The 12,781-nt window shown below is 67.2% G+C and carries 17 protein-coding genes; 12 read left to right on the top strand and 5 right to left on the bottom strand.

Translation table 11 applies throughout. The features are described from left to right. Positions 1–33 precede the first annotated feature (33 nt). From CFB41_RS29035 to CFB41_RS29020, 4 genes are all read left to right on the top strand, one after another. Positions 34–1,032, top strand: coding sequence for a GlxA family transcriptional regulator (locus tag CFB41_RS29035; protein WP_011354068.1), 999 nt, complete (start codon positions 34–36; stop codon positions 1,030–1,032). 98 nt (positions 1,033–1,130) lie between these two features. Then, on the top strand, positions 1,131–2,078 hold the full coding sequence (locus tag CFB41_RS29030) for a choline ABC transporter substrate-binding protein (RefSeq protein ID WP_089441687.1): 948 nt from the start codon (positions 1,131–1,133) through the stop codon (positions 2,076–2,078). A gap of 302 nt (positions 2,079–2,380) precedes the next feature. After that, positions 2,381–3,007 (top strand): trimeric intracellular cation channel family protein, encoded by a 627-nt coding sequence (locus CFB41_RS29025; protein WP_089459030.1) that lies wholly within the window; start codon positions 2,381–2,383, stop codon positions 3,005–3,007. Positions 3,008–3,139: 132 nt separating this feature from the next. After that, positions 3,140–3,898 carry a hypothetical protein gene (locus CFB41_RS29020; protein WP_089458829.1) on the top strand — a complete coding sequence of 253 codons (759 nt, stop codon included), beginning with the start codon at positions 3,140–3,142 and terminating at the stop codon, positions 3,896–3,898. Between the two features lie 38 nt (positions 3,899–3,936). Here CFB41_RS29020 and CFB41_RS29015 read toward each other — a convergent pair whose 3' ends face one another. Beyond that, positions 3,937–4,362: a PACE efflux transporter gene (locus CFB41_RS29015; RefSeq protein WP_089441796.1), complete on the bottom strand. Its 426-nt coding sequence runs from the start codon at positions 4,360–4,362 to the stop codon at positions 3,937–3,939. Between the two features lie 147 nt (positions 4,363–4,509). Here CFB41_RS29015 and CFB41_RS29010 point away from each other — a divergent pair, with 147 nt between their 5' ends. Then, positions 4,510–5,439 (top strand): LysR substrate-binding domain-containing protein, encoded by a 930-nt coding sequence (locus CFB41_RS29010; RefSeq protein ID WP_089458828.1) that lies wholly within the window; start codon positions 4,510–4,512, stop codon positions 5,437–5,439. 45 nt (positions 5,440–5,484) lie between these two features. On the opposite strand, the gene CFB41_RS29005 is transcribed toward CFB41_RS29010, so the two are convergent. Next, complete coding sequence (locus CFB41_RS29005; protein ID WP_089458827.1) at positions 5,485–6,633, bottom strand: sialidase; 1,149 nt, start codon at positions 6,631–6,633, stop codon at positions 5,485–5,487. 67 nt (positions 6,634–6,700) lie between these two features. Beyond that, positions 6,701–6,970 (bottom strand): MoaD/ThiS family protein, encoded by a 270-nt coding sequence (locus CFB41_RS29000; RefSeq protein ID WP_089441691.1) that lies wholly within the window; start codon positions 6,968–6,970, stop codon positions 6,701–6,703. An 88-nt stretch (positions 6,971–7,058) separates the two neighbouring features. On the opposite strand from CFB41_RS29000, the gene CFB41_RS28995 reads away from it, so the two are divergent. Continuing rightward, entirely contained in the window at positions 7,059–7,361 is a 303-nt protein-coding gene (locus CFB41_RS28995; protein WP_256941252.1) for an ASCH domain-containing protein, read from the top strand. 98 nt (positions 7,362–7,459) lie between these two features. Here CFB41_RS28995 and CFB41_RS28990 read toward each other — a convergent pair whose 3' ends face one another. Then, a complete protein-coding gene (locus CFB41_RS28990; protein WP_089458826.1) occupies positions 7,460–8,149 on the bottom strand; it encodes an aspartyl/asparaginyl beta-hydroxylase domain-containing protein in 690 nt (229 codons plus the stop codon). A 243-nt stretch (positions 8,150–8,392) separates the two neighbouring features. On the opposite strand from CFB41_RS28990, the gene CFB41_RS28985 reads away from it, so the two are divergent. The 3 genes from CFB41_RS28985 to CFB41_RS28975 all read left to right on the top strand — a co-directional run bounded on the left by CFB41_RS28985 (position 8,393) and on the right by CFB41_RS28975 (position 9,390). Then, positions 8,393–8,737 carry a DUF4148 domain-containing protein gene (locus CFB41_RS28985; RefSeq protein ID WP_089458825.1) on the top strand — a complete coding sequence of 115 codons (345 nt, stop codon included), beginning with the start codon at positions 8,393–8,395 and terminating at the stop codon, positions 8,735–8,737. A gap of 80 nt (positions 8,738–8,817) precedes the next feature. After that, entirely contained in the window at positions 8,818–9,093 is a 276-nt protein-coding gene (locus CFB41_RS28980) for a DUF4148 domain-containing protein (RefSeq protein ID WP_089459029.1), read from the top strand. A 66-nt stretch (positions 9,094–9,159) separates the two neighbouring features. Then, entirely contained in the window at positions 9,160–9,390 is a 231-nt protein-coding gene (locus CFB41_RS28975; protein ID WP_089458824.1) for a hypothetical protein, read from the top strand. Here the strand turns inward: CFB41_RS28975 and CFB41_RS28970 are convergent. Then, the gene (locus CFB41_RS28970) at positions 9,360–9,887 is read right to left on the bottom strand and encodes a cytochrome b (protein WP_089458823.1); all 528 of its coding nucleotides are present in this window, start codon (positions 9,885–9,887) and stop codon (positions 9,360–9,362) included. The genes CFB41_RS28975 and CFB41_RS28970 overlap by 31 nt on opposite strands. A gap of 187 nt (positions 9,888–10,074) precedes the next feature. On the opposite strand from CFB41_RS28970, the gene CFB41_RS28965 reads away from it, so the two are divergent. From CFB41_RS28965 to CFB41_RS28955, 3 genes are all read left to right on the top strand, one after another. Continuing rightward, positions 10,075–10,425 (top strand): hypothetical protein, encoded by a 351-nt coding sequence (locus tag CFB41_RS28965; RefSeq protein ID WP_089441697.1) that lies wholly within the window; start codon positions 10,075–10,077, stop codon positions 10,423–10,425. A gap of 62 nt (positions 10,426–10,487) precedes the next feature. Next, positions 10,488–11,657, top strand: coding sequence for a bacteriohopanetetrol glucosamine biosynthesis glycosyltransferase HpnI (gene hpnI / locus CFB41_RS28960; protein ID WP_089458822.1), 1,170 nt, complete (start codon positions 10,488–10,490; stop codon positions 11,655–11,657). Continuing rightward, on the top strand, positions 11,654–12,742 hold the full coding sequence (locus tag CFB41_RS28955; protein ID WP_089458821.1) for a lysylphosphatidylglycerol synthase domain-containing protein: 1,089 nt from the start codon (positions 11,654–11,656) through the stop codon (positions 12,740–12,742). Before hpnI ends, CFB41_RS28955 begins: the two co-directional genes overlap by 4 nt. The last annotated feature ends 39 nt before the right edge of the window (positions 12,743–12,781 follow it).

The raw sequence follows: 12,781 nt of genomic DNA, 5'->3' as shown, positions 1-12,781 counted from the left end.
GGCCCCCTGCAACCTCCTCGACAGGAGACCGATGTGACGTCCGCCGTCGCTGTCGCGCCCGCAGCCTGCGTTTCACCGGTTTCATCGCTCGCCCATTTCGGCTTCCTGACGCTGCCGAACTTTTCGATGATCGCGTTCTCGAGCGCCGTCGAAGTGCTTCGGATGGCGAACTACGTCGGGCGCGCCGATCACTACCAGTGGTCGATCTATTCGCTCGACGGCAGCCCGGTTCACGCCAGCAACGGCATCGCGGTACGGCCCACGCAGGCGCTCGACTACACGAACCTGCCCGACGTGATGATCGTGTGCGGCGGCATCCGCATCCGCGACGTGGTCGACGAAGGCGCGCGCGATACGCTCGCGGCGCTCGCCGAACGTGGCCTGCCGCTCGGCGGCATCTGCACGGGCGCGTATGCGCTGATGTCGAGCGGGCTGCTCGACGGGTATCGCTGCACCGTCCACTGGGAGAACCTGTCCGCGCTGCATGCCGAGTTTCCGCAAGTGGGTTTCGCCGACGAACTGTTCGTCGTCGATCGCGACCGGCTGACCTGCACCGGCGGCACCGCGCCGCTCGACCTGATGCTGAACCTCGTGGGGATGCGCTTCGGCCAGCAGCTGGCCGCGCAGGTATCCGAACAGTTCATCCTGGAGCGCATCCGCAGCTCGACCGACACGCAGCCGATTCCGGTCGATGCACGCGTCGGCTTCTCGCGCGCGGAGCTGATCGAGGTCGTTCGGCTGATGGAGGCGAATATCGAGGAGCCGCTGTCGCTCGAGGAGCTCGCGCGGCTCGTGCGGCTGTCGCAGCGGCACCTGCAGCGCATGTTCAAGGTGTACCTGAACGTGTCGCCGACCCACTATTACCTGACGCTGCGCCTGAAGCGCGCACGCGACCTGCTGCGTACGACCGACGCGTCGATCGCACGCGTGACGACGGTCTGCGGCTTTCATTCGCCGTGCCATTTCAGCAAGGCCTACCGTGCGCAGTTCGGCCACGCGCCGAGCTACGAGCGCCGGTTGCCGGGGCGCTGACCGAACCCATGGTCCGCGACGCCGCCGGGATCGCGGCGCGCGGCTTCAATAAACGATCCCGCATTCAAGCAAACGACATCACTTTGAGGAGAAGCAAGATGAAGCGCCTATTGATCGCAGCGGTGTGCGGGATCGGGATAACCGCGCCGATGTCGGCCGTGTATGCGGCCGATCCGCCCGTGTGCAAGAACGTGCGCTTCGCGGACGTCGGCTGGTCCGACATCGCGGCGACCACGGGCCTCGCGTCGACGATGCTGCAGGGGCTCGGCTACAGCCCGACGAAGACGATCGCGTCGGTGCCGATCACGTTCGCCGGCATCAAGAGCAAGCAGATCGACGTGTTCCTCGGCTACTGGTCGCCGACGATGGACCCGATCATCCAGCCGTTCACGAAGGCCGGCCAGATCAAGGTGCTGTCGACGCCGAACCTGACCGGCGCGAAATACACGCTCGCGGTGCCCGACTACGTGTACCAGGGCGGCCTGAAGTCGTTCGCGGACATTCAAAAGTACGCGGACAAGCTGAACGGCAAGATCTACGGGATCGAACCGGGCAACGACGGCAACCTGCTGATCAAGAAGATGATCGACGGCAACCAGTTCGGCCTCGGCAAGTTCAAGATGGTCGAGTCGAGCGAGGCCGGGATGCTGGTCGAGGTGAATCGCGCGATCCGCGACAAGCAGTGGATCGTGTTCCTCGGGTGGGAGCCGCATCCAATGAACGTGCAGATGAAGATCGACTACCTGAGCGGCGGCGACGACGTGTTCGGCCCGAACTACGGCGAAGCGAAGGTGCTGACGGCGACGCCGCCCGACTACGCGCAGCGCTGCCCGAACGTCGCGAAGTTCGTGTCGAACCTGCAGTTCACGACGACGATCGAGAACCACGTGATGGTGCCGATCATGAACAAGGAAGACCCGAACAAGGCGGCGGCCGAGTGGCTGAAGGCGAATCCGCAGGCGCTCGACAAGTGGCTCGCGGGCGTGACGACGCTCGACGGCAAGCCGGGCCTGCCGGCGGTGAAGGCCTATCTCGGCGTGCATTGAGCGAGGTGCGCGGGGCCTCGCGCTCCTGACCGGAGGCCCGGCGTGCGGTCGAGCCGGCGGAAGCAGGGTACACATCCTGCTGCCGCCGGCTTTTTGCATTCGGCTTCATACGCGGCCCGACCGTGAGCGGTCGATGCGCTAGACTGCCCGATTCCGATCGAGGAGGCGGTCATGATACGCAGTGCGCTTGAGGTATCCGGATGGCGGCAGGTGGCCGGCAGGCGGCCGAGGCCGAACGGCGCGTCGGCTTGTCGCGACGCAGGCTGCAGCCGGACGATGCCGCACTACGGCCATTCACGCGCATGAAGCGCATCGAGCACGTGGTGCTGGCCGCCGATCTCGCAGGCACGGCGGTATTCGCAATCGAGGGCGCCAATGCGGCGATCGGTGCCGGACTCGACCTGTTCGGGGTCATGGTGTTGTCGCTCGTCGTCGCGCTCGGCGGCGGCGTGATCCGCGATCTGCTGATCGGCGCACGGCCGCCGAGCGCCGTGAGCGACTGGCGCTATCCGGCGCTCGCATTCGCGTCAGGGCTGTTCGCGTTCGTGTTTCATGAGCGGGTCGCCGCGTTTTCTCCATCGCTGGTCACGACGCTCGATGCAGCAGGCCTTGCGTTGTTCGCGGTCGCGGGCGCGGTGAAGGCGCTCGAATTCCGGGTTCATCCGTTCATTGCGACGCTGATGGGCGCCGTGACCGGTTGCGGCGGCGGTGTCGTGCGCGACGTGCTGCTCGCGCGGATACCGGTCGTGCTGGTCACGGACATTTATGCGAGCGCGGCGCTGCTTGGCGCGGTCGTCGTCGTGTCGTGCCGGCGGCTCGGTTGTCCGCCGGTCGTCGCAGCCGTGCTCGGCGGCATCGCCTGCTTTGCGCTGCGGATGGCGGCCGTGCGCTTCGGCTGGCAGTTGCCGAAGATCGCGGGCGGGGCGTAAACGGCACTTCCAGCACACTTCACGGAGCCGCAGCCGCTTGCCGCGCGAAAAAGGATAGGACAGAATCGCGCCGACTGATCCGGACCGGACGTTCGTTTCGCGCAGCGCAATGGATCGCAATCGGGTATGCCTATGCCGCCTCTCGTCGAAGCAATCCTGGGTTGGGCCACAGTCGCGCTGGGCGCACTGGGCTTGATCTGCATGATGATCTGGCCGCTGACGCCGGACCGGTGGGTGTTCGAGGCCGGCTATGCGTGCGTGCCCGACGGCCGGGACCTGATCCTGTCGCCGCGGCGCATGCGCATGGGTCACTTCGTGTGGTGGTCGTTCGGCTTCGGGCTGAGTGCGTCGGGACTGGCCTGCATGATGGTCGTACCGCTGCTTGCCGGGAGCGTCACCCGTGACGAATTGCATGCGTGGTACGCATGGCTCGGGCTTGGCGTTTTCGGTGTGTTCGTCGCCGGCGCGGGCGTGCTGCTGATCTGGATCGGCCGTAAGCTGATGCGCGCGCGCTGGTTTGCCGGTCCGCTGCGCGAAGCGCATTTTTGCTGGCGCGACGACGAACGCTGGATCGATATTCGCACCACGCGGCTGCTGCGCAAGCCGGTGCTGAGTAGCTACGCGTGCCGCGATCTGGAGCACCTGCTGGTCGGTGGCCGGAAAAGTATCGACGGCGCGGTCGTGGGCGGTTCGCGGGTGAAGATCCAGAGCGACCTGGCGCAGCTCGTGCTCGTGTTTCGTAGCCGTCAGCCGATCGACCTGATGGGGCGGATCAACGACGGCGAGCAGGCGCGCCGCATGGCCGGCATGATCGGCGCCTGGTGCGGTGTCGCCGTGCAGCGGGTCGATGGTTTGCCTGGCGTGACGCCGTTCAACTTCGACCGGATCTGACTTTGCCCGCGTCGCGGGGTGAGTATCTCGCACCCGCCTCACGACCCCTTCGTCGCCGCCGGCACGTCGAACACCCGATCGAACGCCCACTGGAACACGAACGCGTAGCAGAAGAAGAACGCGAACAGCCCGATGTCGACGACGAACGCGTCGAGCCACGAGATGTCGAGCCACCCCGCCACGACCGGCACCAGGATGAAGATCAGCCCGCCTTCGAATCCGGTCGCGTGGAGGATCCGCCGCCCGAGCGTGCGTGTCGGTTGACGACGCGACGCTTCCCAGCGCTCGAACAGCGCGTTGAAGATCATGTTCCACAGCATCGCGATCGCCGACATCGTCGCCGACAGCGCGCCCGAATAGACGAGGTCCTGCTTGAAGATCGCCGCGATCACCGGCGAGATGCAGGAAATCGCGATCGCTTCGTAGAGCACCGCCTGCGTGATCCTGCGCGGTAGGCCTTGCACGTTGTTGCTCCGGTTCGACACGACGCGCCACGGCACCGTGCCGCGACGTTCCGCAAGGCTATCCGCGTTGCATGCGCGCTTCAATTCACCTAATCTCACCCGGATTCAATTGAATTCAACCCGGCCCGATCCGGCCCGCGAGGCCCCGTGTTCTCGAAAATCCCCCTGACCGCATTGCGTGTATTCGAGTCGTCGGCGCGGCTCGGCGCGTTCAAGGCTGCCGCGGACGAACTGTCCGTGACGCCGGCCGCCGTGTCGCATCAGATCAAGTCGCTCGAAAGCCGGCTCGGCGTGCTGCTGTTCGAACGCGGCGCGAGCGGCGTGCGGCTCACGGACGAGGGCGAGCGCCTGTTTCGCGCGAGTCACGATGCCCTGCTCGCATTGAGCCGTGGGCTCGACGCGGTGCGGCCCGAGGCGGCCGGCGAGCGCACGCTCGTGCTGACCACCACGCCCGCATTCGCCGCGATGTGGCTGATTCCGCGCCTCGGGCGGTTTCGTCGGGTCGATCCGCAACTGCACATCAAGGTCGAAACCGGCAACACGCTGGCGGATCTCGAACGCGATGCGCGGATCGATCTTGCGATTCGCGCGACGTCGCGCACGTTTCCGGCGCTGCACGAGATTGCGCTGATCGACGAGTATTTCGGCGCGTATGCGGCCGGCGGGTTCGACGCGCATCGCACGGACGAGCCGCTCGACCTGATCGAGACGGTGTGGGATACGCCGCTGCCGGTGTCGGTCGACTGGGTGTCGTGGTGTCGCGCGGCCGGCCGCGAAGCGTGGCTCGAGCGCGCGGTGTTTCGTCATTACGACGACGAGCATTACGCGTTGCAAGCGGTGCTGCACGGGCAGGGCATCGCGCTGCTTAGTTCGGTGCTCGCTGCCGAGCATGTCGAGCACGGGGCGCTGATGCCGATCGAGCCGGCGGTGCGGATCGACGGCGCGCGTTTCGTCGCGCTGTGCCGGCCCGGGCGGGAGCGCGAGCCGCAGGTCAGGTCGTTTCTCGACTGGCTCGAGGCGGAGATTGCGCAGACGCGGGAGGCGGTGGGGCGGATGGGGGTGGGCATTGAGCGGTAAAGCGGGCCGTGCAGGCCGGATGCGAACCGACCCGCTCACTCACCATCACCCGAACCTGACGCAATAAACCGGCGGCAAATGCGCAGACACCAGCCGCCAGTTTTCACCGCCGTCGCCGGACGTCCATAACCCGCCAGTCGTCGATCCCATCGCGAGGCGCGAGCCCGTGTCATCGATCGCGAGCCCATGCCGATACACAAGGTCGTACGCCGGTGCACTCGGCAGCCCGTTCGAGAATTGCTCGAAACTGCGCCCGCCGTCGCGTGTGCGTGTGACGACGAACCGGCCGTTCACCGGAATCCGGCACGCGTCTTTCACGGCCGGCACGAACCACGCGGTGTCCGGTTCATGCGGGTGCACGGCTACCGCGAAGCCGAAGCTCGAAGGCTTCGCCTCGATGCGCCGCCAGTGTTCGGCACCGTCGGTCGAGCGGAAGATCGCGCAGTGATGCTGCGTCCACAGCACGTCCGGGTTGGCCGCGCACTGCACGACGCGATGCGGGTCCTGCGCGTTGGGCTCGCCGCGTCGTTCGGGCGGCATGTAGTCGGCTTCCATGCCGTCCGCGGTCACGCGCCACGTCGCGCCGCCGTCGGCGGTCTGCCAGACGCCGCCGCACGAGATGCCGACCATCACGTGCCGGCTGTCGCGCGGGTCGACCATCACCGAATGGATACCCGGCGCATCGTATCCGCCGCCGCCCCATTCGGCGCGCTCCGGGCGATCCCATAGCGGGCGGTTGAGCTCCCACGAATCGCCACCGTCGTCGGAGCGAAACAGGCCGCCGGGAATCGTGCCGGCCCACAGCACGCCGGGTTCGTCCGCGCCGCCGGTTTCGAGCGACCAGATTTGCTGGAGCGTCCACGGCGGTTGCGGCGTGCCGGGCGGCGCGTCGTCGTCGTCGCCGGTGCCGGCATTCGCGCGGGCGCTGGCGGGTGGCTCGTCGACGGGCTGCGGCGGATAGACGGGAACCGCGCATTCCTCCCAGTCGGCGGCACCTGCGCACCGGCGGTGCAGCTTGACGCCGAAATGGCCGAGGTTCAGCGCGGCATACAGCGTGCCGTCGCGCGGGTCGGCGAGCGCCATGCTGACCGGCTCGCCGGCGAAGTGCGGTTCACCGAGCGTCCAGCCGCCGTGGCCGTCGGCCTGCAGGACGAACAGGCCCTTGCGGGTGGCGACGAGCAGTCGATCGTTCATGTGAGAAATCTCCTGATGGCCCGGCCTGACGTTGGGGGCCGCGGTCGGTGCTGGTGCATACGTCCCCTTATCCGCCGGTCAATGCTTGCACGACATAGACCCGGCTGGCGTCGCCGAGCACATCGGACAGGTGTTGCCGGTCGCGGATCGGTTGGCCGTCGATGAATACCGACAGGTGTTTGCGCAGCGCACCCTGGTCGTCGAGGATGTAGCCGCGCAGTCGCGGCTGCTCGCCGAAAACGGTGTCGAATGCTTCGCCGACCGAGTGGGCGTCGACTTCGCGCTCGGGCGTTTCGATATGCCGCTGGATCGAGGCGGCGAAGAAGAGGTGTGCCATGGCGGTGGCTGGCAGGAGCCGCGCTGTAGGGACGGTCTGTAGTTTAGGCGATCCAGCGGGGGCGGAAAGCCGGCATCGCGTAGTCGCGGTGCGCCGGCGTGTCCGATTCGTCCCGGTCGACACGTCGCTGCGCGATCTCGTGCTGGTGCAGAACACGATCTTCCTGCGACAGGACGGGCACGAGGACCCTGACGGTATCGCGCTCGCGCTGGTCGACGTCGTGGGCGTACACGACTGGACGCCGGATGAAGCCCGCGCGCAAGGCAAGCAGTGGTGTGCCGGGTACGTGAGCTGGGAATTGACGAACGTGCGGGCGCTCGATCCGCCGTTCCCGTGTGTCGCCAGGCGCGGCATCTACGCGTTGGATGAAGATGCCGGAAAGGTGTCCTGATGATTGCGCCTGCATCCGGCATGCGCTGAGCGCCTTCCCGACACAAGCGAGGGCAGTCGCGAAACGATGGGTCACCCGGCGCATGCCGGTTACGTGCGCTAAACCGGAATCGACCGCCCGCGCATCCTGATCCCGATCCGCACGACGCCGATCACCGCATTCGACAGCCACGTGAGCAGGCGCGGCATCCCGCGCCGGCGGATATCGAGCAGCAGCACGATCCGCACAGCGTCGCTGTCGTTCCACACCTCGTGCATGAAGGTGTCGTCCCACAGCAGGAAGCGTCCTTCCTCGAGCCGGTATTCGCGGCCGTCGACCTTCAGCACGGCGGCCGGCGTGCCGTCCGCGCGCTTGGGCATCGACAGCACCAGATAGCCGCGCAGGATGCCGCGAAACGGCCCGCGATGCGGTGGAATGTGCTTGCCGGGTGCGAGGAACGACAGCGATGCGGACAACACGTCCGGCGATGCCGCGACGATCGATGCGACGGTCGGGCAGCGCGACAGGTTGCGCGGAAACGGCTGGCCGTACGCCTGCATGATGAACATCCGCCAGTCGCGTGCATCGTTGGCCGAGATGTCGTACTGCTCGCGCATGATCTCGTGAAAGCGCGGGATGCGCGCCATGTCGCGCGCCACGGCGAATGCCTCTGCCTGGATGTCGGTCCATGCACGGACGAAACGCTCGGCGTCGGGAAACACGGCCGTGTCGAGCACCGCGCCGCCGTCGAGATGGCGGTCGAACAGCGTGCGCAGCAGGCCGGCTGCATAGTCGTAAGCGACGGACATGATCGATCGAAGGGCGATCCGTAAGGGGTGACGTCAGTCTGCCCGAAGCGCGGCGGGCGCTGCGTTACGTCAGGTTACGCCGGCTGACGAAAGAATGACAGTTGCATGAACGTCCATACCGGCCGCTCCCGGCGCGGGAGACGCCGCGTGATCCGGGTTGCGCGACGCGCGGGAATAAACGCATGCGCTCCGTCGTCATACGGGTGTAGCACGTCGTCTCGTTGACTTCTCAAGGAGTGGAACATGAACACGCATGGGCTGGTGGCCGCCGCGGTGGCGGCGATTTCTCTCGCGGGTATCGCGACGCAAGCGTCGGCACAGGAACTGACGCGCGCGCAGGTCAGGCAGGAACTGATCGACGCCGAACACAACGGGCTGCGCTTCGTGACCGATACGTCGTATCCGGACGTGAGCCCGCTGTTCCAGCGGCAGGCCGAACAGATGCCGGCGCATCAGGCCAGTACGGCGGTCGGACGCGATCCGGCCGCGTCATCCGAAGCGGGGAGGCCGGCGACGATGTCGCCGCGCCAGGGTTCTGCCGCCTGCGTCGGCCCCGCGAGCTTCTGCACGGTCTATTTCGGAAGCTGACGCAACCGCCTGCGTTTGCAGGTCAGGCATTCGAGGGATTCGACACGGTTGATCGATACGGAACATTGAAGGAGTTCATGATGAAAACATATATCGCAGTCCTGACGATGATCGTCGCGATCGTCGCTCAGTCGGCCTTCGCGCAATCGGCCGCGCCGTTGACGCGTGCACAGGTTCGCGACGAATTGATGCGCCTGGAAGCGGCCGGGTACGACCCGGCGAAGGGAGACGACGGCGAGTATCCGGCGGACATCCAGGCGGCGGAAGCAAGGCTTGCCGAGCAGGACCGCGCCCGGATGGCGGCTGCCGCCGCGCACGCACCGGCCTCCGGTGTGCCGGCGCAGACCAGCAACTAGGTGTCGACATGGTCTTGTGCGACTTCAGGCCGGCGTGTTCGCGACACGGCAGTACCGCAGCCCTTCGTGCCGCTCGACGCGGCAGAAGGGCGCCGGCCGCGCTGCCCGTCATCGCGCGCCGCTTTGCGCGGCGGCGCGATCATCTCATCGGCCGCGTGCGATGAGTGGCCGGCCGCGCATGCGATGAACCGGAACGAAGACGGTATCGATATCGGCGGCAATCCAGCACATGCGCGCGATGGCATGCCGTGCCGCCAACGTGACGATCACCAGGGCATCATGCGCTGCACGACCTGATCGCGCAGCACGAAGCGGTGCGCGAGCGCGGCTGCCACGTGCAGGCAGATGCCGACGAACAGTGCCCACGCGAGGATGCCGTGCACGTCGCCCATCGCGTGGCCGAATGCGGAGCCGGCCGCCGACAGCGCGGGCAACGGCACGATCCCGAGCAACGTCACGCTCCAGGCGCGCGACGACGCGTTGATCCAGCCGAGCAGCGGTACCGCGATCAGCAGCGCGTAGAGCGCGCAATGCGTCGCGCCCGACAGTGCGCGCATCGCGGGCGGCAGGTCACTCGCGGGCGGGCGATGCGTCACGCGCCACAGCACGCGGCAAGCCATCGCCGCGAGCAGCGCGGTTCCCACCAGGAGGTGCGCGGCGATCAGGCCGATGGGCTGCGTGTCGCGATGCACGTCGGGCATCGTCCAGCCGATCGCATATTGCGCGACGACCAGCGCGACGATCAGCCAGTGAAGCAAGCGCGCAACGGTGTCATATCGGGCGGGCGTGGACATGGAGACTCCTGCGGACGACGGGGACGATATCGGTCGGGTGGATTCTACGTTCGCTTTCTTAACGAAACGTTAAGCAGGCGTCGCCACAATCGCTCTTCGCTGGACTCGCTGTTCCTGATCCTGACCCACGCGACCTTTCGAATCTTTCAGATCGATAGCGGTCGTCCGCACGGGAGATTCTTTCACCATGGCGTCTTCGACGATCGAGCGATGGCGTGCCCACCTGCTGATCGCCGCGCTGGCCGGCGTGTTCATCCAGTGTTTCGTGCTGGTGTCGTTGCTTGCATGGCACGTACCCGAAGCATTTTTCACCACGATGACGTTTCGTATATGGGTCGCCATCGCGTTGGCCACCGCGATCCTTTCGGCCCGCAAGCTTGCCGACGTCGCGTTCCGCGCCGCGCTCGCCTGCGGCTACGTGCGCGTGACAGGAATCGATCACCGCACGGTAGTTGTGTCATCCAATTGCGCGTATCGTCGCTTGGTCGTCCTTCACATCCGGCTCCACGGGAATCGATACGGCGGCGTGCACGGGTGACCCTGCGTGCGCGCGGCGGCTCCCGGGTGTCGTGGTCGCACGGGTCACCACTGGGGAGAAGCATGGTTTTGCTGCATGTGCTGCGCGGGCTGGCCGGAGCAATGTCGATCGTCTGCGGGCTGGGCGTGTTACTGGGCATTGCCTACACGATCACGGCCAGCGTGCTGGTCGGCCGGTTCTTTTCCCGGGCGGCGGCCGAGCCGCGCGATTATCCGGGCGTCACCGTCGCGAAGCCGCTGCACGGCGACGAGTGGCAACTCGTACAGCATCTCGAAAGCTTCTTCGTGCAGAATTATCCGGGGCCGGTCCAGCACCTGTTCGGCGTGCACGACGCGAATGACGAGGCGCTCGTGGCCGTCGAGACGCTGCGGGCGCGCTACCCCGACGCGAACATCAAGGTCGTCGCCGATGCGCGGCTCTACGGGCCGAACCGCAAGATCGCCAATCTCGTGAACATGCTCGAACACGCGGAGCATTCGGTGCTCTGTCTCGCCGACAGCGACGTGCTGGTCGAGCCCGATTATTTGCGCGCCGTCGTCGGCGCGCTGCAGCAGCCGGAGGTCGGCATCGTGACGAGCGTGTATCGCGGCATCGCGTCGCCGGGCTTCTGGCCCGGTGTCGCCGTCGCGATGACGAACTACCATTTCCTGCCGGGCGTGATCACCGGGCTCTTCATCGGGCGCGCACGGCCCTGCTTCGGCCAGACGATCGCGATCACGCGCGCGACGCTCGAACGCATCGGCGGGCTCACGCGTTTCGCGCATCACCTGGCCGAGGATCATGCGCTGGGCGAGGCGGTGCGGCAGGTGGGCGCGCAGGTCGTCATTCCGCCGTTCGTCGTCGGGCATGCGTGCGTCGAGGAGACGTTCGCGAAGCTGTACGCACACGAATTGCGCTGGAGCTGCACGATCCGCGCGGCGGACCGGCTCGGTCACGCCGGCTCGGTGCTGATGCATCCGGTGCCGCTCGCGTTGCTGGCGCTGCTGTTCTCCGGCGGCACGGCCGTCGCGTGCGGGCTGGCGGTCGCGGCGCTGGCCGCGCGCTCGCTGCTGATGCTCAAAACGAGCCGGGCCACCGGCGCGGGCCTGCGCGGCGCGCTGTGGCTGCCGTTCGTCGATCTCCTGCAGTTCTTCGTGTTCGTGTCGAGCTTCTTCTCGTCGCATGTCGTGTGGCGCGGCACGCGTTTTCGCGTCGACCGGGAAGGCCTGCTGTCGCCCGCGAGCGAATCATGACGAGCCGAACGAACCCCGCTGCCGATGCCGCGGAGCGCAACGCCGTGCGTGGCGACGCACGGCTGCGCCACGTGGGGCAGGTGGCGGCGCTGGGCGGGCTCGCGCTCGCCGTGTGGCTGATCTGGCGCGAGCATCCGCTCGACATCCTGCATCGCCTGCAGATCGCCGGCGCGGGGCTGTTGCTCGCGGCGCTGGCGCACATCCTGCCGATGCTCGCGAATGCGTGGGACTGGCGGATGCTGATCCGCGGCCCGCGCCGGCCGTCGTTCGCGACGATGCTGAAGCTCGTGTGGATCCGCGAATCGATCAACGGGTTGTTGCCGGTCGCGCGGATCGGCGGCGAGATCGTGTCGTTCGGCCTGCTGCGGCAGGCGGGCGTGCGGCCGGCGACCGTCGTCGCCAGCCTCGTCGCCGACATGCAGCTGACGCTGATCAGCCAGCTGGTGTTCGCGCTGGTCGCGATCGGCTACGTGCTCGAGCACGTGTCGTCCGACGCCGCGCGCGTGGCCGGCAACCTCGCGATCGGCATGGCAGCGCTGGTGCCGGTGCTGCTGCTGTTCGCGCTGGTGCAGCATGCGCGGCCATTCGAACGCGCGATGCGCGTGCTCAACCGCGTCACGAGCGGCAAGGTGGTGGCGCTGGTCGGCGAATCGGCGCGCACCGATCAGTCGATCCGGATGATCTGGAGAAGGACCGGCATCGTCGTGCGCTATCTCGTGATCTGGCAGACGCTGCAGTTCGTCGGCTATGCGCTGGAAATCTGGCTCGCGCTGTATTTTCTCGGCGCGGAGCCGACGTTCGCACAGGCGCTCGCGATCGAGGCGCTGATCCAGCTCGTGAGCAGCATCGCGTTCCTGATGCCGGGCGGGCTCGGCGTGCAGGAGGGCGGGTTCGTGCTGATCGGCGGGCTGCTCGGGTTCGACCCGCCGACCTGTCTCGCGCTGGCCGGCGCCCGCCGCGTGCGCGACCTGCTGTTCTATCTGCCGGGCCTGCTGGCATGGCAGTGGGCGGCCGGTTCGGCGAACCGGCCGGGCGGAACGAAAAACGCGCCGTTGCCCATCGGGGAATCGGCCCGGTCGCGTTGACGTGACCGGGCAACCCCTGCCCGCCACGCGCGGCGGGCG

The organism is Burkholderia sp. AU33803, from assembly GCF_002223095.1.
Lineage (GTDB): Bacteria > Pseudomonadota > Gammaproteobacteria > Burkholderiales > Burkholderiaceae > Burkholderia.
Note: the sequence above shows the minus strand (reverse complement) of the source record. Positions and strands in the feature narration are given on the sequence as shown.

Excerpts from the sequence above, each read along its gene's own strand:
- CFB41_RS29030 (WP_089441687.1), top strand. The coding sequence starts at position 1,131 with ATGAAGCGCCTATTGATCGCAGCGGTGTGCGGGATCGGGATAACCGCG.
- CFB41_RS29025 (WP_089459030.1), top strand. The coding sequence starts at position 2,381 with ATGAAGCGCATCGAGCACGTGGTGCTGGCCGCCGATCTCGCAGGCACG.
- CFB41_RS29020 (WP_089458829.1), top strand. The coding sequence starts at position 3,140 with ATGCCGCCTCTCGTCGAAGCAATCCTGGGTTGGGCCACAGTCGCGCTG.
- CFB41_RS29005 (WP_089458827.1), bottom strand. The coding sequence starts at position 6,633 with ATGAACGATCGACTGCTCGTCGCCACCCGCAAGGGCCTGTTCGTCCTG.
- CFB41_RS29000 (WP_089441691.1), bottom strand. The coding sequence starts at position 6,970 with ATGGCACACCTCTTCTTCGCCGCCTCGATCCAGCGGCATATCGAAACG.
- CFB41_RS28990 (WP_089458826.1), bottom strand. The coding sequence starts at position 8,149 with ATGTCCGTCGCTTACGACTATGCAGCCGGCCTGCTGCGCACGCTGTTC.
- CFB41_RS28985 (WP_089458825.1), top strand. The coding sequence starts at position 8,393 with ATGAACACGCATGGGCTGGTGGCCGCCGCGGTGGCGGCGATTTCTCTC.
- CFB41_RS28980 (WP_089459029.1), top strand. The coding sequence starts at position 8,818 with ATGAAAACATATATCGCAGTCCTGACGATGATCGTCGCGATCGTCGCT.
- CFB41_RS28970 (WP_089458823.1), bottom strand. The coding sequence starts at position 9,887 with ATGTCCACGCCCGCCCGATATGACACCGTTGCGCGCTTGCTTCACTGG.
- CFB41_RS28965 (WP_089441697.1), top strand. The coding sequence starts at position 10,075 with ATGGCGTCTTCGACGATCGAGCGATGGCGTGCCCACCTGCTGATCGCC.
- hpnI (WP_089458822.1), top strand. The coding sequence starts at position 10,488 with ATGGTTTTGCTGCATGTGCTGCGCGGGCTGGCCGGAGCAATGTCGATC.
- CFB41_RS28955 (WP_089458821.1), top strand. The coding sequence starts at position 11,654 with ATGACGAGCCGAACGAACCCCGCTGCCGATGCCGCGGAGCGCAACGCC.